This window comes from Microbacterium xanthum, from assembly GCF_034531355.1.
GTDB lineage: Bacteria > Actinomycetota > Actinomycetes > Actinomycetales > Microbacteriaceae > Microbacterium > Microbacterium xanthum.
In genome coordinates this window covers 431,664-451,717 of sequence record NZ_JAWHUE010000001.1, presented here as the reverse complement: position 1 = coordinate 451,717, position 20,054 = coordinate 431,664, and the positions used below count along the sequence as shown (strand labels likewise).

Here is a 20,054-nt window from a genome sequence, read left to right as displayed (position 1 = left end):
GCCCATGCCCGCGCATCCCGTGTCGACGTACCGATTGCAGATCCGCGCGGGGTTCGACCTCGACGCGGCAGCGGCCGTCACCGGCTACCTCGCCGACCTCGGCGTCGACACCGCCTACCTGTCGCCGCTGCTCCAGGCCACACGGGGAAGCGACCACGGCTACGACGTGACCGACCCCACCCGGGTGGATGCCGATCGCGGCGGACCGGAGGCCCTCACCCGCTTCTCAGAGGCGGCGCGCGAGGCCGGGCTCGGGATCCTCGCCGACATCGTGCCGAACCACATGGGAATCTCGCAGCCGCACGAGAATCCGTGGTGGTGGGACGTGCTCACCCACGGGCGCGCGTCGGCGCACGCCCCCGCCTTCGACATCGACTGGGATCACGGCGACGGGAGGGTCCTCGTGCCGGTCCTGGGTGCTCCGCTGTCGGAGGTGCTCGCGGACATTCGCATCGAGCCCGACCCGCCGCCGGAATCCGCATCGGGGCTCGTGCGGTACTTCGAGCACATGCTTCCGCTCGCACCCGGCTCGGTGCGCGAGGAGGACGACCTGTCCACCTCGGAGGGTGTGCGCGCGGTGCTCGATCGCCAGAAGTGGGAGCTGCGCTTCTGGCAGGACGAGGCGACAAATCTGAACTATCGCCGCTTCTTCGCGGTGACGACCCTCGCGGCCGTCCGTGTGGAGCGGCCCGAGGTCTTCGACGCCGCCCATGCCGAGGTGCTCCGGTGGCTGCGGGAGGGACTCGTCGACGGTCTCCGGGTGGACCACCCCGATGGCCTGGCCGACCCGGGGGGTTACCTCGCCCGGCTCGCCGAGGCCACGGAGGGCGCGTATGTGCTCGTCGAGAAGATCCTCGAACGCAGCGCCCACGAGCCGGGTGCCGAGGCCTCGGAGGCCCTCCCGGCGTGGTGGGCCACGGCCGGGACCACCGGCTACGACGCGCTCGCCGAGATCGAACGGGTGCTCGTCGACCCCGCAGGCGAGCACCCGCTGACCGCCCTCGACGGTGTGCTGCGCGGCACGGTCCCGGTCTGGGCCGACATGATCCACGACACCAAGCGCATGATCGCCGACAGCATCCAGGTCGCCGAGATCCGCCGGCTCGTGCGCTGCCTGCCCGAACCGGTCGACGACGCCGAGGACGCCCTCGCCGAGCTGCTCGCATGCTTTCCGACCTACCGGTCGTACCTGCCGGCCGGGATCGACGACCTCCACCACGCCGTCGACGAGGCCGTGCGCCGCAGGCCCGACCTCGCCGACGCGGTCGCCGCGCTCGTGCCGATGCTCTCGGACGGCTCCCTCGAGGTCGCGCGGCGCTTCGAGCAGACCACCGGACCGGTCATGGCCAAGGGGGTGGAGGACACCGCCTTCTATCGCTACACGCGCCTCGGCTCGCTGACCGAGGTCGGCGGTGACCCGGCGGTGTTCTCCCTGTCCGTGCCCGGGTTCCACGCGGCATGGCAGCGCAGGCAGGCCTCGTGGCCCCACGCGATGACCACCCTCTCGACCCACGACACCAAGCGCGGCGAGGACGTGCGCGCCCGCCTGGATGTGCTGGCGGAGCTGCCCGGGAGGTGGGGGCAGACCCTTGATGCGCTCCGCGAGGTCGCCTCGACCGGCAACGGCCCCTTCGACAACCTGCTGTGGCAGGCGATCGTCGGAGCCTGGCCGGCATCGCCGGAGCGTCTGCACGCCTACGCCGAGAAGGCGGCACGCGAGGCAGCGGAGCAGACCGGATGGTGGCAGCCGGACAAGGTGTTCGAGCAGCGCATGCACGATCTCGTCGATGCCGCGTTCGGCCCCGCCGAACCGATCGTCTCGCGGTTCGTCGAGGAGATCCGCGACGCCGGGTGGTCGAATTCCCTTTCGGCCAAGCTCCTGCAGCTCGCAGGCCCCGGCGTGCCCGACGTGTATCAGGGCTCGGAACTGTGGGAGACCTCCCTCGTCGACCCCGACAACCGGCGCCCGGTGGACTTCGGGGCGCGAGAGCGGATGCTCGCCGAGCTGGATGCGCCCGGCGCGACGCATCCCCCGATCGACGAGAGCGGGGCGGCGAAACTCCTGGTGACCTCGCGTGCGCTGCGATTGCGCCGCGATCGGCCCGAGCTGTACACGCGGTACACGCCGGTGACCCTCGTCGGTGACGCGGCGGACCACGCGGTCGCGTTCGACCGCGGCGGCGCGATCGCGGTGGCCACGCGCCTCCCGATCGGCCTCGCGGCACGAGGCGGCTGGGGTGACACGGCGGTGATGCTGCCGGAGGGGACGTTCGTCGACGTGGTCACCGGCCGACGCGTCTCCGGCGGTGTCCGCCCCCTCGCCGACGTGCTCGCGACGTATCCGGTGGCGCTGTTGGCGACCGAGGCGACCGATGGGTGAGTTCGCGCGCACGCGAGGAAGGAGCGGGGCATGAGCGTCGAGGTGTGGGGCCCCAGGGCCGAACGGATGCGGTTGCGTCGACCGGACGCGGACGACGTGGAGATGACCGTCGATGCGGACGGGTGGTGGCGGTGCGAGGTCGACCTCGCCCACGGCGACCGCTACGGGTTCGTGCTCGGCGACTCCGAGGACGCCAGACCCGATCCGCGCTCGCGACGTCAGCCCGACGGCGTCCACGGACTGTCGGCGCACGTCGACCCGGCGACGCTGGCCACGGCCGTGCCGGTGACACCCGCGTGGACCGGCCGGCAGCTGGCGGGCGGCATCGTCTACGAGATGCACGTGGGCAGCTTCACCCCCGAGGGCACCCTCGACGCGGCTGCGGATCGACTGACGCACCTGGTCGAGCTCGGCGTGTCCCACATCGAGCTTCTGCCCGTGAACGGTTTCAACGGGGTGTGGAACTGGGGATACGACGGGGTGCTCTGGTACACGGTACATGAGGCCTACGGCGGGCCCGCGGCATACCGCCGCTTCGTCGAAGCCGCTCACGCCGCCGGGCTCGCCGTCATCCAGGACGTCGTCTACAACCACCTGGGCCCCAGCGGAAACTACCTTCCCGAGTTCGGACCGTACCTGCGTGATGCCGAACGCAACACGTGGGGGTCGAGCGTCGATCTCGACCAGGCCGCGGTGCGAGCCTTCATCGTCGAGAACGCACTGATGTGGATGCGCGACTACGGCGTCGACGGTCTGCGGTTGGATGCGGTGCACGCCCTCAAAGACGCGCAGCCCGTCCACATCCTGCGCGAGCTCGCCGAGGCGACCGATGCCCTGTCCGCCCACCGGGGGGTCCCGTTGACCCTCATCGCCGAATCGGACATGAACGACCCGACGCTCATCCTCCCGCGCGAAGCGGGCGGCTACGGCCTGCACGCGCAGTGGAGCGATGACTGGCACCACGCGGTGCACGTCGCCCTCACGGGGGAGACCGTGGGCTACTACGAGGACTTTGCCGCCCCCGACGCGCTGACGAAGGTCTGGACCCGCGGGTTCTTCCACGACGGCACGTACTCATCGTTCCGTGGTCGCGACCACGGGCATCCGATCCCCGCCGAGGTGCCGGCCTGGCGTCTGGTGACCTTCGCCCAGGATCACGACCAGATCGGAAACCGCGCTGCCGGCGACCGGCTGAGCGACTCGTTGTCGCCCGCGCGGCTGGCGGTCGCCGCCGTCCTCACCCTCACCGCGCCGGGTACCCCGATGCTGTTCATGGGGGAGGAGTGGGGGGCGTCCACCCCGTGGGCGTTCTTCACCTCGCACCCCGAACCCGAGCTCGGCGACGCCACCGCGAAGGGCCGGATCGAGGAGTTCGCCCGAATGGGGTGGGATCCCGAGTCGGTCCTGGACCCCCAGGATCCGGAGACCTTCCACCGGTCGCGTCTGGCCTGGGAGGAAGCCGGCGACGGTGACCACGCGCGCCTGCTCGCGCTGTATCGGCGCTTGGCCCGGCTGCGGCGAGAGCACGCAGACCTCACCGACCCCGACGTCGCGACACTCGGCGCCGAACTGCTGCGCGACGGCGATCCCGGACACCGAGCCTGGGAGCTGCGTCGGGGGGCCCTGCGGATTCTCGTGAACCTGACCGACGAGGTCCTGCAGGTCTCGGTGGCGCCGGGGGAGAGCGTGGTGGTGGCGACATCTGCGGCGGTGAGCGAGACGGCGGATACGGTGGCCGTTCCCGCCGAGTCTGCGGTCATCGTGTCGCCGGGGCGCTGACTCGAGGAGGTCCGGTCATCGTGTCGTCGGGGCCCTGACGCGGCATCGGAAAGCCGCCGCGGGGCTCCCTCATCACCGTCAGACGGCGAGGCGTGTCGCGAAGGTCCGCAGCAGCGTGAGGGGCGCGTCGACGGTTGCGGACAGCACCCGGTCGGCGACGACGTCGAAATCGCCCGCGTCGAAGTAGCCGTCGTTGCGATAGACGACCATGCGCTCGGTGAAGTCGGCCGGCGTCGGCTCGGGGTGGAACTGCGTCGTGTACACACGCTCACCGACCCGGAAGGCCTGGACGGGGCAGGCCGGGTTCGTGGCCAGCTGCACCGCGCCAGGGGGGAGGGTCTCGGTGCCCTCCTTGTGGGCGGTGAGGGCGGTGAACGTGGTGGGGAGTCCGCCGAACAACGGGTCGGCGAGGCCGGTCTCGGTCAGCTGCACCTGCGTCGGACCGGTGTCTTCGGGAAAGGCGCGGCTGACCGTGCCGCCGAGCATGCGGGTGACCACCCCGATGCTGTAGCACGTGAAGAGGCCGACCGGGCCCCCGTCTGCGGAGGCGGTGACCAGGCGTTCGAGGTCCGCTTCCACCCGGCGTTGCACGTCGGTCTTGGTGGTCTCCGGGTCGGTGACGTTGAAGGGGCTGCCCCCGACCACGACACCGGCGTAGTCCGAGATCCGGCGGACATCGAGCGGTGTGCGAACCAGATCCAGCTCGTCCAGCTCGGTCTCGGCGAGGCCCATGGCGCGGCGGAAGGACACGAACTCCGCTTCGGAGGCCTCGCGCTGCGGGCGCGCGCAGACGTAGAGGATTCGCGCGTCGGACATCTCTCGATTCTTCCATGTATCAACAGCGCCCTTTCGTCCTCTCCCGTGTTGTGGACAGAATGGGCTTCATGACGCATACGGGGTCTGGGGCCTCGGTCGAGTCCGTCGATCAGCCACGCTGGGAGAGAGCGGCCGCTTCCTTCCGGCGTTGGCGCGACGGCGACCGTCGGGCGATGGATGAGTTGGTGGCGGTGATGACACCGGTGCTGTGGCACGTGGTGCGCGCCTACGGGCTGGATGCGGCCCTCGCGCAGGACGTGGTGCAGACCACCTGGCTCACCCTCGTCCAACGGCACTCCTCGATCACCGAACCCGACGCCGTCTCGGGCTGGCTGACGACCACGGCGCGCCGTGAGGCGTGGCGCGTGGGGAAGCAGCAGCGTCGAGCAGAGGCGACCGAGGCGGAGAACCTCGAGCCTCACCTGCCCGTCCACGAATCCGCGGAACAGACGGCGGCGACCGATGACGAGTCGCGTCGCCTGTGGCTGGCCGTGGGTGAGCTCAACGAACGCTGCCAGCGGCTGCTGCGCATCGTCGCGTTCGACGACCGACCCGATTACGCCCGCATCGCCGCCGACTTGGCGATGCCGGTGGGGTCGATCGGACCGACGCGCCGGCGCTGCCTGGGCAAGCTCCGCGCCCTCCTCGAGGAAGCCGGAGGAGAGAAGGACGCATATGGACACTGAAGACTTCGCCGCCGACGCGGCACTGTTCGCGCGGCTGCGCGCCACGTGGGATGACATCGACCCGATGCCCGCCGACATGATCGACCGGATGGTCGCCGCTGTCGCGGTCGCCGACCTGTCGCGCGAGTACGCGCTCCTGACCCTCGTCGAGGGGGCCATCACCGGCGCCGTGCGCACCGCACCGGCCGAGACCGCAACCCTGCAGTTCAGTCGCGGCGACACGAGCGTGCTCCTGCACGTGAGTGTGACCGAGAGCGGCAAGCGTCGCATCGACGGCTGGGTCGACGCCGAGACGCTCGCCATCCGGCTCGTGCAGGGCGACCGGGATTGGGCGGCCGAGCCGGCCGACCACGGACGGTTCGCCTTCGAGGAGGTCCCGCCGGGCATGACCCGGCTGCGGATGGCCGTGCGGGGCACCGACGGGGAGATGAAGGAGTTCGAAACGCCTCAGTTCGAGGCGTGATGCGGGTGCGGATGCGCCCGCATCCGCACGAGTGAGAGCGCCGTGCGCGGCGGGAGACATCGGGGGGACGCATGGTCGACGGGGTCGACGAGCCGGGTTGGCGTGATCGGATCGAGGCGGGCAGGCCGCGGGGCGTTCCCCTGGATCCCGGGATCGAACAGGTCGAGGGAGTGGACCCGTACCCGACGACCTACGCCGCCGATCACCTGCTTCTCACCGAGGGTGCGCGGCTGGGGGAGATCCTCGAGATCCTCCGCGAAGCCGGCGCCTACTTCGGATGGGGCGTCCGCGTGGAGACCATCCGCGGCGATCGCCTGAGCGACGCCGAAGCGGAAGAGCGCGCGCGGGTCGCCGAGGAGGAACTGGGTCTTCCCCTCGTGCTGCTCGGCATCATCTTCCCGGACCCCAAGCCGGGTCGTGACGATCAGCCGGTTCCGCCGATCGACGCGTGGCGTCTGCTGCAGCGCGCCCGCGCGATCTACGGGAAAGACGTGCGCGGCGTCGCGCTGGACCACGTGATCAGCGTGGACCCGTATGGCTCGACGAACCCGTATGGCTCGACGAACCCGTACGGCTCGACGAACCCGTATGGCTCGACCAACCCGTACGGGTCGACGAACCCGTACGGGTCGACGAATCCCTACGGCTCGACGAATCCCTACGGCTCGACGAACCCGTACGGCTCGACCAATGCACCCGGACCGGGGGCGTACGCCTATCCGGGATCCGGCGGACGGGAGGTCGTGAGCTACGTCGGCGACCCACCCCGACGCGATGACGAGACCGTCGTCGGGCGGCGCCCGGTCGTGGCGTTCATGGACACCGGATGCGGTGCTCACGCCTGGCTGCCGCCGTCGATCGTCGACCGGCACCCGCACGTGAACGGCGAGCCGATCGGCATCACCGATCCCGCGACCGATCCGGAAGCGATCGGCGACATCTCCGGACCCTACGACGGCTTCCTCGACGCCGCCGCCGGACACGGCACCTTCGTCGCCGGAGTGGTGCGTCAGATCTGTCCCGACGCCGACCTCATCTCGATCCGAGTCGCCGACAGCCAGGGCACGCTCCTCGAGGGCGAGTTCCTCGCCGCCGTCCGTGCCGTCGCCGAGCTCGTGATCCGAGACGCGCGGGGACTCCCCGGCGGGCGGCCCATCGACGTGCTGAACCTGTCGCTGAGCTACTACCACGAGACCCCGGAGGACGGGCAGTTCGACCAGACCCTCGTGCGCTATCTCGTGGCCGCCCGCCGGCACGGCTGCGCCGTGGTGTGCTCCGCCGGCAACGACGCCACCAGTCGGCCCGCCTTCCCGGCGGCGCTGTGGCGGTGGCCCGATGCGGAGTTCGTCGTCGACGATCCGGCCGACGCAGCCCCGCACCTGTCGGTGGGAGCGCTGAACCCGAACGGCAAGAGCGTCGCCCTCTTCAGCAACGTCGGCCGCTGGGTCCGCGTCTACGCTCCCGGTGCGTCCGTGGTCAGCTCCGCGCCGCCGTTGAACGGCGGTACGCAGGCCGGCACGCGCAACGACCGCTTCGGGCTGCGTCGCGAGACGATCGACCCCGACGATTACACCGGCGGCTTCGTGATGTGGAGCGGAACCTCCTTCGCGGCGCCCTTCATCGCCGGACTGTTGGCCGAGCGGATCGCCGACGGCTTGATCGACGGCACCGCGGACGAGTCGGTCGCGGCGCGTGTCGAAGCGCTCGAGAAGGCCGGCTCACGGGCGCTGCGCGAGTGGGACGGCCACCGCCGCGCCCCCGCCTGACCCCTGTCAGACGATCGCTGCCGCCGCCCCTCGTCGTCCCGTGCGACCGCGCGCCGTCCGGAACTGCGGGATGATGAGGGGCGTGGGGCCCGACGCGATACAGCTGCATCAGCGGGCCGTGGCGCAGTGCATCGACGGACGGTACGCCACGGCGCAACGCACGCTCGACCGTGCTGCGCGGCTCACGGGCGACCCCGAACTGATCGCCCGTATCGACGGCACACGGGCGATGGCGTTGCAGCGCACCGGTCGGCCCGACGCGGCCGAGGCGCTGCTGCACGACACCCTCGCCCGGCCCGGACTGAGCGCGCACACCGAGTCGATCCTGCTCGGCCAGCTCGGCGGCCTCGCGAACTACGGCGGGCGCCTGGACGAGGGCGAGCGGTGGCTCGGTCAGGCGATCCAGCGGCTCTCCGATGACGATGTGGCCGCCTCGCGCATCCGGATGAACCGCAGCCTGGTCCGTATGCAGCAGCGTCGGCTCCTGGACGCGGCCGAAGACCTGGAGAGGGCGGTGTCGGTCTTCGCCGCGCACGGCCTGGTCACCGATGCGGCCCAGGCCCGTCACAACCTCGGGTACACCGCGCTCCTGGAGGGCGACCTCGTGCGGGCGCTTCGCGAGATGAACGAGGCGCGCGACGACGCCGCCAACTCGCCGGTTGCCGAGGCGATCGGGGCGATGGACCGCGCGGAGGTCCTCCGCGACGCGGGGCTGGCCACCGAGGCCGAGGACCTGTTCCGGCAGGCGGCCGCGATCTTCGGCGCCCACCGGATGCCGCAATCGCGTGCCGAGGCCGAGTTCCACCTCTCACGCTCGCTGCTCGCCCACGACGGAGCCGCGTCGGCCCGCGTCGCCGGTGATGCCGCGCGTCGTTTCCGGGCGCTGGGCAACGACGCCTGGGCGGCGCGCGCCGAGGGTGTGCGGTTGCGGGCCGTGCTCGGCGCGAGCCGGGTGGGGACCGGGGTTGTGCGTCGAAGGGCGTCCCCGGCAGACGCCGACCGGGTCGCCGCATCCCTCGCCTCGCACGGCTTCCGCAGCGAGGCCGCCGCCGTGCGGATCGCTGCCGCGCTCGCCGCCGCCCGGGCCGGCGACGCTTCCGGCCCTGCTCCGCGGGTTCCCGCCTCCGCCCCGATGGAGGTCCGGCTGCTCGGCGACGAACTGAAGGCGGCGCGCGCCGCTGCCCGTCGGCGCGGCGCGGAGGCACGACGCCATGCCGCCGCCGGCCTGGACCGGTTGGCGGCGTGGCAGAGCTCATTCGGGAGCATCGACCTGCAGACATCGGTCGCGATGCACGGGGCCAACCTCGTCTTCACGGGGCTCCAGTCCGCGGCGGAATCCCGCCGACCCGACATCGTCTTCGAGTGGTCCGAGCGTGCCCGGCACCTGAGCCAGCAGGTCGTCCCGCTCCGCCCACCGCCCGACCACGAGATGGCCGAGGCGCTCGCCGAGTTGCGGATGCTGCGGGCCGAGAACCCGGCTGCGGACTGGCTGTCGGATCCTCGGGCCGCCCCGTTGCGCGACCGCGCGCGCGAACACCAATGGACATCGGTGGGCACGTCGCGGATCGACGAGCGCGTCGACCTGTCGACGCTCGGCGACGGTCTCGACCCCGACACCGCCTTGCTCGCGTATGTGTTCACCGGTGAAGAGATCATCGCTCTCGTGGTCGACGGCACACGCTCCGAGATCGTGGGTCTCGGGGACGACGCCGCGGTGCGCGACCTGCAGAAGGGGTTGCGCGCGGACCTCGACGTCGCGGCCTCCGTGCGCACCGGGCCGATGGCGGCGGTCGTGCGGCGCTCCCTCGATGCGCGTCTCGCGGCCCTGTCGGCTGCGCTGCTCGATGAACCCCTGCGCCGGACCGCGGCTCGGCGGCTCGTGATCACCGCACCGGGTCTGCTCAACGCCATCCCGTGGTCCATGCTCCCCGGCATGCGTGGGCGGGTCTTCACCCTCGCCGCGTCGGCGTCCCAATGGCTGCACCGCCGGGGGTCCGCATCGGCGGGAACCGCGACCCGCGCCGGCTTCGCCGTGGGCCCTCGGGTCGCCCGTGGCGGAGAGGAAGCGCGGCTGGGAGCGTCGGCGTGGCGGCACGCGCCCGTGGTGGGCGACGGGGACGCGACGGTGTCGCGCGTCACCCGGCTCGCGGCCGACGTCGACGTCCTCCACATCGCCGCGCACGGCCGCCACGCCGTCGACAACCCGCTGTTCTCAGGTCTGGAACTGTCGGACGGCGCCCTGTTCGGCTACGACGTCGACCTCATCCCCGATGTTCCGCGCACCGTCGTCCTGTCCGCATGCGAGGTCGGCCGATCGTCGGTGCGATGGGGTGAGGAGGCGGTCGGGATGGCCCGCGTGTGGTTGCACGCCGGCTCGATCTCGGTCATCGCCGCGCCGGTCGTGGTCGCCGACGATCTCGCCTGCGAACTGCTGGGATCGATGCACGCCGAACTGGCCGCCGGGCTCGCGCCCGCAGAAGCGCTCGCGGTGGCGGCGGATCGCCTGGACGTGACATCGCCGTTCCAGGCCCACGGCGCCGGGTTCTGACGCGACGCATCGCGGCTCTGAAACGCGGGAAAAGAAAATCGACAGGGATGTATCAGGGATCACCCAGGCTGCTCTAGATCTGCGAAGTGGTCGTGTTTTGGTCGGCACCGGGGGGCGCCGATCACTGGGGGCACGAGAGTTCCCCGCCTGTCGGGGCTCGCGGGGATTCACGCCATTTCCAGGGGATGCCGTTCGCACGTGTGGCGGCATCCCCTGTTCTTCGTGCGGGGCCGCGTGCTCAGCCCCGTGAGGAGTTCGCCGTGCGACCACGGACGATCCCGACGAACGCGTCGACGAGCGCCGTGGTGCGGTCGGCCTGCCAGGCGAGGGCGACCGTCGACGTCGGGGCCTGCTCGAGCGGACGGTAGGCCACGTCCTTGCGGTGGTGCAGTCGGGCAAGAGACATCGGCACGACGACGAAGCCGACACCCGCGGCCACCGTCGCGATCGCCTCTTCGGTGGAGGCGGGCGGCGCGAACCGGGGCGGCGCGACATTCGGGAACGTATCCGCGCGGAGCCCCAGGACGTCGTCGGACGGGATGATCAGCACCTCGTCGGCGAGGTCGGCCGGGGTGAGCGAGTCCGCGGCCGTCAGGTGCGACTCGGTGGAGGTCGCCACGACGGGGACCTCGTCGTAGAGCGGGATCACATGCAGGCCCGTCTTGTCGATCGGCAGTCGCACGAGCGCCGCATCGACGTCTCCCGCGACGATGGCCTGGCGCTGGGCGACGACCGCGAGCGGACGCAGCTCGAGCGGGTTGTCGGGCATGCGGTCCTGCCAGGCATCGATCCACTTCCCGGGCGTCGCGCCCGGGATCGCGCCGAGCACGAAGGGACCGGCGGGCGCGGATGCCGCCGGCTGCGGTGCCGGGACCCCCGGTCGCTTCGCGTCCGGCGCCTTCGGCGTCCGCGACTTGGCGGCGTGGGTCTTGCGCTGCGAAGACGGACGCCCCGCGCGTGGGTTGCGCCCCGCGGGGTTCGGTCGTCTGGGCATGAGGCCACGGTAGTCGCTCGCGTCGTCGCCGCGCGGTCCCGGACGGGACCTGGGTCTATGGTCTGCCGGGCTGCCGACCCGGACGCTGGAAGCGCTCCCTGCTCTGAGAGGTGTCCTGATCATCCACGGGACGCCCGCCACGGCAGGCACGTACACCTTCGCCGTTCGCGATCTGACGACGCCAGACAGCCCGGCATCGGTGTTCACATTGACGGTCTCCCCGGCGGAGGCGACGGACGCGGGCACCGCCGAGGGAGGCGACGGCGCCGGCGGCGATGGCGTGACCGAAGGCGATGTCGCCGTCGGGCCCGAGACGTCGTCGGGCCACGCGGGAACGCTGGCGTCCACCGGAGCGCACGATGCGCTGTATGCGTCGGCGCTCGCTGTCTCGCTGCTCCTCGCAGCGGCGGGCACCGTCGTGTACGTCGCGGCGCGGCGCGCTCACCGACGCGAGGGCTGAGCGGCGAGTGCGGGAGCGCGCGGCGGGCCGTCCCGGACGCTAGGGTTCGATCATGATCGCGATCCTGGCCACCGTGTCCGGGGCGCTCGCCGCCCTTCTGCACGTCTACATCTTCGTGATGGAGTCGGTGCAGTGGACCAGACCCCGCATCTGGCGACGGTTCGGGGTGAAGGATCAGGCCTCCGCTGACACCACGAAGGCAATGGCGTACAACCAGGGGTTCTACAACCTGTTCCTGGCCGTCGGCACGGTGATCGGACTCGTCCTGTTCTGGACCGGCGGCGCAGGCACCGCCGCTGACGTGGCAGGACGCACCCTGGTGCTCTTCAGCCTGGGCTCCATGGTCGCCGCCGCGCTCGTCCTGCTGACGACGGGACGGTCGTACCTCCGCGCGGCATTGGTGCAGGGCACGCTTCCGCTCATCGGCTTCACCCTCTTCCTCTTCGCCTGACGCCACGGGCGAGCCGTCCGCATCCTTCCCCCTCCGCGCTCGGAAGCCCCGGCCGGGGTGTTCGGTTGCCACTCGATGTCGCTCTGGCGTGGGATTCCGGCATCCGGGGGCAAGCGAATCTCGGTCGCGTCAGGGGCAGAGCGACCACATGCCGGCGTCGGCGTCGCGGGCCGCCGCTTCGGCGGCCTGCAGATCAGGCCAGTACCGGTCGTTCGGCGGGATGCGGAGGGCTTCGCCCGCTCCGGATGCGACGAGGGCGAGATTTATGAAGGTGCCGTCGTCGGCCCAGAGGTAGAGCAGGACGCGGTCGTACCGGTCGCGTTCTTCGTCGTCGCGGGCGGCCCAGACGATGTCGCCTTCCGCGACCAGGGTGCGCATCGCCGAGGTCGCTTCGGCGCCGCCGCACTCCAGCTCCGGATACACCTCGGGGGTGTCCACGCCGATGAGACGCACCGCGACCTCTGCGTCGGACGCGTCATCGTCCGCTGACCGCCAGGGAGCGGAGGAGCCGGTCACCGGGCGGACCCGGACCGTATCACCGTCCACGACATCGGTGATCTCGACCGCCGACGCGTCGTTCGGGATCCCGTCGGGTGCGGTCGAGGAGGTGCTCACAACCGTGCAGCCCACGACGGCGACGGCTGCCGACAGGAACACGAACGCTCCCGTCGCGAGGCGGCGGGAGCGTCGGGTCATCTCTCGACCCTATGCCGCGCGGGGTGCGCGGCGGCGAGGCGATTCTCAGGCGGCCAGATGCAGTCCGCGTCGGTCGGTGGCGACGGTTTCACCGTCTCCGATGCTCTCGTCGTCGCCGATGAGCGAGCCGACCGCCACGCGTGCGCCGTTTCCGACGTGCGCGCGTATTCCGATCTTCGCGCCGGCGCCGATCGCGGCGCCGGGTCCGATGTGCGCCTGGGGGGCGATCTCGGCGTCGGGTCCGATGACGACATCGGACTCGACCCACGCGCCTCGGCCCACGTGGACGTTCGCAGCGATTCGGACTCCCGGTTCGACGTACGCTCCCGACTCGACGATCGCGGTGGGGTGCACCTTGGCACCGTGCGCGATCAGGCCCCGGCCGTTGGCGTGCTTGCGGTAGCGCAGCGTCTCGCCGTGGTCGTTCTCGATGTCGACGTAGTTCTTACCCACAGTCCCCTCCTCTGACGCCGGGTGACGTCGGATACAGGTACAACTTCCTTGATTGTCTATTCATTCCCCCGGCGACACCGATTCGGATGCACAGGGTTGACATCTGTTGTTCGGTGCGGCATGAGGAATGGATGGGGCGCATCGTCGGCGACAATGGGGGCGTGACGCGCGAACCGATCGACGATGCCGACGTGCCCGACGAGGTCACCGGGCCGTCGCTGGTCTTCGACGACCAGAGCATGGCGCACTCGGCCGCGGAGGACGTCCTCGGCATCCTGACGGGGACCTTCGTCGCGTCATTCGGTCTCTACCTGCTCCAGTCGGCCGGCTCGGTGACGGGCGGGACGGCGGGGCTGTCGCTGTTGCTCGGCTATGCGACGGCGTGGCCGTTCTGGCTCCTGTTCGCCGTCATCAACCTGCCCTTCGCGGTGCTGGCGGTGTGGCAGCGGGGGTGGAGTTTCACGCTGCGCACCGCGATCGCGATCGGCCTGGTGTCGGGCTGGTCGGTCGTGCACCAGTCGATGCTCGTGCTCGACGCGCTGAATCCGGTCTACGGCACGCTCGGGGGGAACCTCCTCGCCGGGGTCGGGCTGCTGATCCTCTTCCGCCATCGCGCGAGCCTGGGTGGCGTGAACATCGTGGCCCTGATCGTGCAGGATCGCTGGGGGTTCCGTGCGGGCTGGACCATGATGATCTTCGATGTCGTCATCATCGGGTCGGCGCTGCTGGTCGTTCCGCTCTGGAGTGTCGTGCTCAGCGCGGCCGGTGCGGTCGTGCTGAACCTCGTGCTGGCGTTGAATCATCGTCCGGGTCGCTACATCGGACACTGACCCGACGGTCATGGTGGAGCCGGCGGTCCTGGTTGCCCCAGCGATCCTGTCGTCTCCGATCCGTCAGGTCTGGCACCGGGGGCACCAGAATGTGATGCGCTCCGAGGTGGGGTCAGCCCCCATCTGGCCGCCCTCGACGAGGGTGCCGCAGCGGCGACAGGGGCGGCCTTCGCGCCGATAGACCCATGTCGAGCGGCCCGGCCGCGCATCTCCGGTGAAGGTGCGCCCCGACCGGTCCCGGTTCGCGCGGATCATTCGCGTGCCGAGGTCGAGCAGCGCCTCGACGTCGACGTCGGGGGCAGGCGTGGTGGGCAGAACGCCTCGCACGAACAGGATCTCGTTGGCGTATTCGTTGCCGAACCCGGCGACGTTGCGCTGGTCGAGGAGGGCGACGTGAATCGCACGAGCATCGGCCGACAGGCGCCTGCTCGCCTCGGCGGGGTCCCATGTCGCGCTCAGCGGATCGGGGCCGAGATGGCCGACGAGGGTGTCCTCGCGATCGGTGGGCACCACGGTGATGTCGGCGAGGTCGAAACCGACGGTGTCGTGGTCGACGGTCCCGAGCACGGCGCGGGCCTTGTAGCCGGGCTTGCGCCACCGGCCGCCCCGTTCGTACACATGCCATTCGCCTTCCATCTTCAGATGGGTGTGAAGGGTCCACCCGTCGATGCGGTGGAGGAGGTGCTTGCCGCGCGGGATGACTTCTTGCACGGTCGCGCCGGTGAGATCGATCGTCGCGACCTGCGGCACGCGCAGGTCGAAGCGGACGAGTTCGCGTCCGTCGAGCACGTCGGCGAGGCGCCGCGCGGCGCGGAAGACGGTGTCGCCCTCAGGCACGCGTCGACTCCCGGTGCGCGTCGCCGGCGGTGGTGCGACGCAGCGTCAGACCGCGCGGCGACTCCACGAAGCCCGCCTCCCGCAACGCGCGGCCGAGCGCGGTGCCGTAGACGAAGGCGCCGTTGACCTGCTCGATGGTGAGGGTGTCGAGGTGACGTCGCCGCGCCGTGTCGGCGAGCCCGATGGCTGCCGCGGCGATGACCTCCTCGTCCGCGGTGAAGACCAGGGCGGTCTTGCCGCCGCGCTCGAGGTAGAGCGCCAGGTCGCCGTCGACGATCACGACGAGGCCGCCGGCCTTGCGACCGGGGCGGTGCGACACGTCCGCCAGGGACGGCCAGGCCAGTGCGGCTCCGTACGGGTTGGCGGGGTCGGTCGCGGCGAGGGCGACGGACTGTCGCGGTGGCGGGTCCGGGACCGCGGCGAACTCGCGGATGCGGTCGACGGTGGCCGAGGCGGCGAACTGGGCGGCGCCGAGCTTTTCGATGACGTAGCCGCGACGGCAGTGGCCGGCCTCTTCGAAGCCCGCGAGCACGCGGTACACCTGCGCGAAACCGCCCGGGACGCCCTCCGATTGCACGGACCCTCTGGTGACCACCCCGTAGCGGTCCAGCAGCAGGCTCGCCGCAGCCGTGGCGCGGAGGGCGGCATCCGGCTCGGCGTCGGGGACGAGCGACCATCTTCCTCCGATCGCCGGAGGCCGAGGCGGTGCCGACGTCGACACGCGCGGCAGGGTCGCGCCGCGGTACATGCGGGATCGCGGCGTCTTCCGCGCCACCCGATGCGCCTGCGAACCGCCTCCGACGAGCGTGCGCACGGGGGCGAACGTGTCGTTGGTGACCCGGCCGGCCCACGTCAGGCGCCACAGCGCATCGACGACGGACTGCTCGTTGTCGGCATCGGCGAGTTGTCGCAGCTGCCCGGCGAAGTAGGCACCTCCGGCGCCGAGCACGTGGAGGAGTCGCGCATCCAGCGAATCCTCCGCGATCTCGACGTCATCGCGGGTGAGGGTGAGGGGGGCGGTGTCGGCGGGATGGAACGCGATCCAGCCGTCTCGACCGGGAAGCGAACCGTGGCCGGTCCACACGACCTCCCCCGACGAGGTGAGTTCATCCAGCAGCGCGGGGCGGTAGTCCCGCACGCGGGTCGGAAAGATGAGCGACTCCCACGCGCTGGCGGGCGCGGGGACACCTGCCAGTTGCTCGATGACCGCGGCCAGGCCATCGATGCCGTCCAGCGGACGCGTGACGTGCTGCCAGACCGGAAGGAACCTCGCGAACGCGTCGGGCGGGACCGGTTCGACGCTGCCGCGGATGGCCGCCAGCGACCGCATCCGCAGGCGGCGGAGCACCTCGCTGTCGCACCACTCCGTTTCGTCGAGGGCGGCACCGCTCGCGGCTCCCGACCCGGAGGCGGGGAGGAAGAAACCGCTCGAGATGCGGCCCTGGCCCTCCAGCCGCTGAAGAGTGTGCCGTGCGACGGCGACCCCGACGCCGAGCCGTTCGGCGAGGGCATCGGCGGTGAAGGGGCCGTGCGTGCGGGCGTAGCGGGCGACGAGGTCGCCGAGGGGGTCGGGGAGCGGTTCGAGGAACGCGTTCGGGATGCCGACGGGGAGTGCCGCGCCGAGACCGTCGCGCAAGCGCCCGGCGTCTTCGATGGCGGCCACGCGGGCGGCGCCGGCGATGGTCACCCGGATCGCCCTGCGGGCATCGACGAGCTCGCCGAGGAGTCCGGCCGCGGTGCTCTCCGTCGCCGACGCATCGCCATCGGTCGCCTCGAGACGTTCGGCGACCTCGCGGGCCTCGAGGGGTCCGAGGATCCGGAGCAGGTCGGCGACGCCTTCGACGCCGCGCACGTGTCTGTCAGGCGCGAGCTTCTGCGCCTCACGCTCGAACTGGGCGATGACCTCGGGGTCGAGCAGCTCGCGCATCTCGACCTTGCCGAGCAGCTCCGACAGCAGAGCCGGGTCGACGGAGAGTGCCGCTGCGCGACGCTCGGCCAGCGGTGAATCGCCCTCGTACATGAAGGCGCCGACGTATCCGAAGAGCAGGTCGCGCGCGTAGGGGGACGGTTGGCTCGTCGTCGTCTCCACCAGGCGGATGCTTCGATCGCCGATCTTGCGCGCGACGCGCAGCAGCGCGGGGACGTCGTAGACGTCCTGAAGGACTTCGCGGAGCGTTTCGAGGATGATGGGGAACGTCGGATAGCGGCGGGCCACCTCGAGCAGTTGCGCGGAGCGCTGGCGCTGTTGCCACAGCGGGCTTCGCCGACTGGGGTTCATGCGCGGCATGAGGAGCGCGCGCGCCGCGCACTCGCGGAATCGTGACGCGAACAGGGCGGACCCACCCACCTCGTCGGTGACCAGTTGCTCCAATTCGTCGGGCTCGAAGACGAACAGGTCGGCACCGGGCGGCTCGGTCGCCGCATCGGGGACGCGCGCGATGATGCCGTCGTCGCTCGCCACGGCCGCGCCCTCGACGCCGAGGCGCTCTCGAATCCGGGCGTTGACGGCGAGCGCCCACGGCGCATGCACCTTCATGCCGTACGGGGAATGAAGTATCACCCGCCAGTCGCCGACTTCGTCCCGACTGCGTTCGACGGTGAAGGTGCGATCCGTGGGGACGCTGCCGGTCGCTTCCCGCTGTTCGGCGAGGTAGGTGAGGAGGTTCTCGATGGCGGAGGCGTCGAGGCCCGCATCGCCGAGGCGTGCCTCGGCCTTCTCGCGTTTCGCGCCCGAGAGCTGGCGAGCCATGCTGCCGAGGGCCTCGCCGAGCTCTGCCGGGCGTCCGAGGCCGTCGCCGTGCCAGAAGGGCAGCTTGCCGGGCTGGCCGAAGGCGGGGAGGACGTTCACGCGGTCGTGGGTGATCTCCACGATGCGCCAGCTGGTCGTGCCGAGGGTGAAGACGTCGTTCACCCTCGACTCGTAGACCATCTCCTCGTCGAGCTCGCCGACGCGCGCGTTGCGGGTCTCACCGGCGACGAAAACGCCGAACAGGCCGCGGTCGGGAATCGTGCCGCCGCTTGTGACGGCGATGCGCTGCGCCCCGGGCCGCCCCGTGAGGGTGCCCTTGTCGCGATCCCAGACCACGCGGGGCCGGAGCTCGGCGAACTCGTCCGAGGGGAAGCGACCCGCGAGCAGGTCGAGGGTCGCCTCGTACGCCGACCGGGGCAGGGTGCGGAACGGGGCGCTGCGCCGCACCGTGTCGAACCAGCCCTCCACGTCGATCTCGCCCTGGGCGGCGGCGGCCACCGTCTGCTGCGCGAGGATGTCGAGCGGGTTCTGGGGCACGGCGATCGACTCGATCTGACCGGCGAGCATCCGCTCGGTCACGATCGCGGTGTGGAGGACGTCGGCGCGGTGCTTGGGGAACAGGGCCGCGCGGCTCACCTCCCCGACCTGGTGACCGGCCCGCCCCACGCGCTGCAGCCCCGACGCCGCAGAAGGTGGCGCCTCGACCTGGATGACGAGGTCGACGGCGCCCATGTCGATTCCGAGTTCGAGGCTGCTGGTGGCCACGACGCAGCGGAGAGCCCCGGACTTCAGTTCTTCCTCGACCTGTGCGCGCTGCTCCTTCGACACGGATCCGTGGTGCGCTTTGGCGAGCGCCGGCGCGACGCCCGAGGACACGCCCGCCTGCGCCATCATCTCGGCGGGCATGCGGGTCGGTCCCGCAGAACCCGGCGGGCCGGACGGCGCCGCATCCGGCGAGGGGGTGTCGAGCCCGAGTCGGTCGGCGTAGATCTCGTTCAGACGACCGGTGAGACGCTCGCCCAGGCGGCGGGAGTTGACGAAGACGATCGTGGACCGATGATCGAGGATGCGGTCGACGATCGCCTCTTCGACGTGCGGCCAGACCGACCCGGTCATCTCGGTGTTGTCTGCGCCGGAGGCCGGGCCCGACGCGGACGTGCCGCTTGACCCGTCGCCGAACCAGTCTTCGTCGATGGGTGATCCGTCCAGGTCCGCGGTGCTCCGGTCGCCATCGTCCCGCCCGCGCACCGGTCCGGGGGCGGGCGGCGGGTTGAGCATGTCGTCGACGGGAACGACGACCGTGAGCTCGAACTGCTTGGACGCCCGAGGAGCGACGATCTCGACGGGTTCGGATCCGCCGAGGAAGCGAGCGACCTCGTCGATGGGGCACACCGTCGCCGACAGTCCGATGCGCTGCGCGGGAGCCGCGTCGGGGGCATGCTCGCGGCGGAGTGCGTCGAGGCGTTCGAGGCTGACCGCGAGGTGCGCGCCGCGCTTGGTCGCTGCGACCGCGTGGACCTCGTCGACGATGACCGTGTGCACGTCGCGGAGGGTCTGCCCCGCCTGACTGGTGAGCATGAGGTACAGCGACTCGGGCGTCGTGATGAGGATGTCCGGCGGGGATGCCACGAGCTTGCGCCGGTCGGCGGAAGAGGTGTCGCCGGAGCGGACGCCGACGGACACGTCGGGCACCGCGATGCCGAGGCGGCGGGCGGACTGTCCGATCCCCACCAGCGGGGAGCGCAGGTTGCGCTCGACGTCGACGCCGAGCGCCTTCAACGGGGAGATGTAGAGGATGCGCGTGCCCGGTGGCGGCGCGGCGTCGGAGCCTGCGCGGAGGCGTCGGCCCGCGCGCGGTCGTGCGGTCTCCCCGCCGGAGTCCGGCGCGCGGCCCTCTCGGAACACCCGGTCGATGGCCCACAGGAACGCCGAGAGGGTCTTCCCCGACCCGGTGGGGGCGACCACGAGCGCGTGCTTGCCGTGCGAGATCGCCTCCCATGCGCCGCGCTGCGCGTCGGTCGGGCGCGCGAAAGCTCCGCGGAACCAGTCCTGCGTGGCAGGGCCGAACCGCTCGAGCACGTCGCCGGAGCCAGCCATCCTCCCATCATGCTCGTTGCCACCGACATCGGCGCGGGCTTGCGCCTGC

Annotated in this window: 15 protein-coding genes; 9 read left to right on the top strand and 6 right to left on the bottom strand. The window is 71.3% G+C overall.

What is annotated here, in order from left to right; all coding sequences use genetic code 11:
- Positions 1-4: 4 nt before the first annotated feature.
- Together treY and treZ are read left to right on the top strand one after the other, a co-directional pair.
- The gene (treY, locus tag RZO50_RS02240; protein ID WP_322598073.1) at positions 5-2,380 is read left to right on the top strand and encodes a malto-oligosyltrehalose synthase; all 2,376 of its coding nucleotides are present in this window, start codon (positions 5-7) and stop codon (positions 2,378-2,380) included.
- Between the two features lie 30 nt (positions 2,381-2,410).
- Complete coding sequence (gene treZ / locus RZO50_RS02235; RefSeq protein ID WP_322598072.1) at positions 2,411-4,159, top strand: malto-oligosyltrehalose trehalohydrolase; 1,749 nt, start codon at positions 2,411-2,413, stop codon at positions 4,157-4,159.
- A 78-nt stretch (positions 4,160-4,237) separates the two neighbouring features.
- Here treZ and RZO50_RS02230 read toward each other — a convergent pair whose 3' ends face one another.
- Positions 4,238-4,975, bottom strand: a complete 738-nt coding sequence (locus RZO50_RS02230; RefSeq protein ID WP_322598071.1) for a glutamine amidotransferase-related protein — start codon at positions 4,973-4,975, stop codon at positions 4,238-4,240.
- A 173-nt stretch (positions 4,976-5,148) separates the two neighbouring features.
- Here RZO50_RS02230 and RZO50_RS02225 point away from each other — a divergent pair, with 173 nt between their 5' ends.
- The 4 genes from RZO50_RS02225 to RZO50_RS02210 all read left to right on the top strand — a co-directional run bounded on the left by RZO50_RS02225 (position 5,149) and on the right by RZO50_RS02210 (position 10,438).
- The gene (locus RZO50_RS02225) at positions 5,149-5,661 is read left to right on the top strand and encodes an RNA polymerase sigma factor (RefSeq protein WP_322598070.1); all 513 of its coding nucleotides are present in this window, start codon (positions 5,149-5,151) and stop codon (positions 5,659-5,661) included.
- Positions 5,651-6,124: a hypothetical protein gene (locus tag RZO50_RS02220; RefSeq protein WP_322598069.1), complete on the top strand. Its 474-nt coding sequence runs from the start codon at positions 5,651-5,653 to the stop codon at positions 6,122-6,124. The genes RZO50_RS02225 and RZO50_RS02220 overlap by 11 nt, the downstream gene beginning before the upstream one ends.
- A 71-nt stretch (positions 6,125-6,195) precedes the next feature.
- Positions 6,196-7,890 (top strand): S8/S53 family peptidase, encoded by a 1,695-nt coding sequence (locus tag RZO50_RS02215; RefSeq protein ID WP_322598068.1) that lies wholly within the window; start codon positions 6,196-6,198, stop codon positions 7,888-7,890.
- 82 nt (positions 7,891-7,972) lie between these two features.
- Positions 7,973-10,438 carry a CHAT domain-containing protein gene (locus RZO50_RS02210; protein WP_322598067.1) on the top strand — a complete coding sequence of 822 codons (2,466 nt, stop codon included), beginning with the start codon at positions 7,973-7,975 and terminating at the stop codon, positions 10,436-10,438.
- A 238-nt stretch (positions 10,439-10,676) separates the two neighbouring features.
- Here RZO50_RS02210 and RZO50_RS02205 read toward each other — a convergent pair whose 3' ends face one another.
- Entirely contained in the window at positions 10,677-11,432 is a 756-nt protein-coding gene (locus tag RZO50_RS02205; protein WP_322598066.1) for a LysR substrate-binding domain-containing protein, read from the bottom strand.
- A gap of 199 nt (positions 11,433-11,631) precedes the next feature.
- Between RZO50_RS02205 and RZO50_RS02200 the strand changes: the two genes are divergently transcribed.
- Positions 11,632-11,892: a hypothetical protein gene (locus tag RZO50_RS02200; protein ID WP_322598065.1), complete on the top strand. Its 261-nt coding sequence runs from the start codon at positions 11,632-11,634 to the stop codon at positions 11,890-11,892.
- A 52-nt stretch (positions 11,893-11,944) separates the two neighbouring features.
- On the top strand, positions 11,945-12,343 hold the full coding sequence (locus RZO50_RS02195) for a DUF1304 domain-containing protein (protein WP_322598064.1): 399 nt from the start codon (positions 11,945-11,947) through the stop codon (positions 12,341-12,343).
- Positions 12,344-12,472: 129 nt separating this feature from the next.
- On the opposite strand, the gene RZO50_RS02190 is transcribed toward RZO50_RS02195, so the two are convergent.
- The gene (locus RZO50_RS02190) at positions 12,473-13,039 is read right to left on the bottom strand and encodes a thermonuclease family protein (RefSeq protein ID WP_322598063.1); all 567 of its coding nucleotides are present in this window, start codon (positions 13,037-13,039) and stop codon (positions 12,473-12,475) included.
- 45 nt (positions 13,040-13,084) lie between these two features.
- Entirely contained in the window at positions 13,085-13,492 is a 408-nt protein-coding gene (locus RZO50_RS02185) for an LbetaH domain-containing protein (RefSeq protein ID WP_322598062.1), read from the bottom strand.
- A gap of 239 nt (positions 13,493-13,731) precedes the next feature.
- Here RZO50_RS02185 and RZO50_RS02180 point away from each other — a divergent pair, with 239 nt between their 5' ends.
- Entirely contained in the window at positions 13,732-14,322 is a 591-nt protein-coding gene (locus tag RZO50_RS02180; protein WP_322598725.1) for a YitT family protein, read from the top strand.
- Positions 14,323-14,385: 63 nt separating this feature from the next.
- On the opposite strand, the gene RZO50_RS02175 is transcribed toward RZO50_RS02180, so the two are convergent.
- A complete protein-coding gene (locus RZO50_RS02175; protein ID WP_322598061.1) occupies positions 14,386-15,159 on the bottom strand; it encodes a DNA-formamidopyrimidine glycosylase family protein in 774 nt (257 codons plus the stop codon).
- Positions 15,152-20,005: an Lhr family ATP-dependent helicase gene (locus RZO50_RS02170; RefSeq protein WP_322598060.1), complete on the bottom strand. Its 4,854-nt coding sequence runs from the start codon at positions 20,003-20,005 to the stop codon at positions 15,152-15,154. Before RZO50_RS02170 ends, RZO50_RS02175 begins: the two co-directional genes overlap by 8 nt.
- Positions 20,006-20,054: the final 49 nt, after the last annotated feature.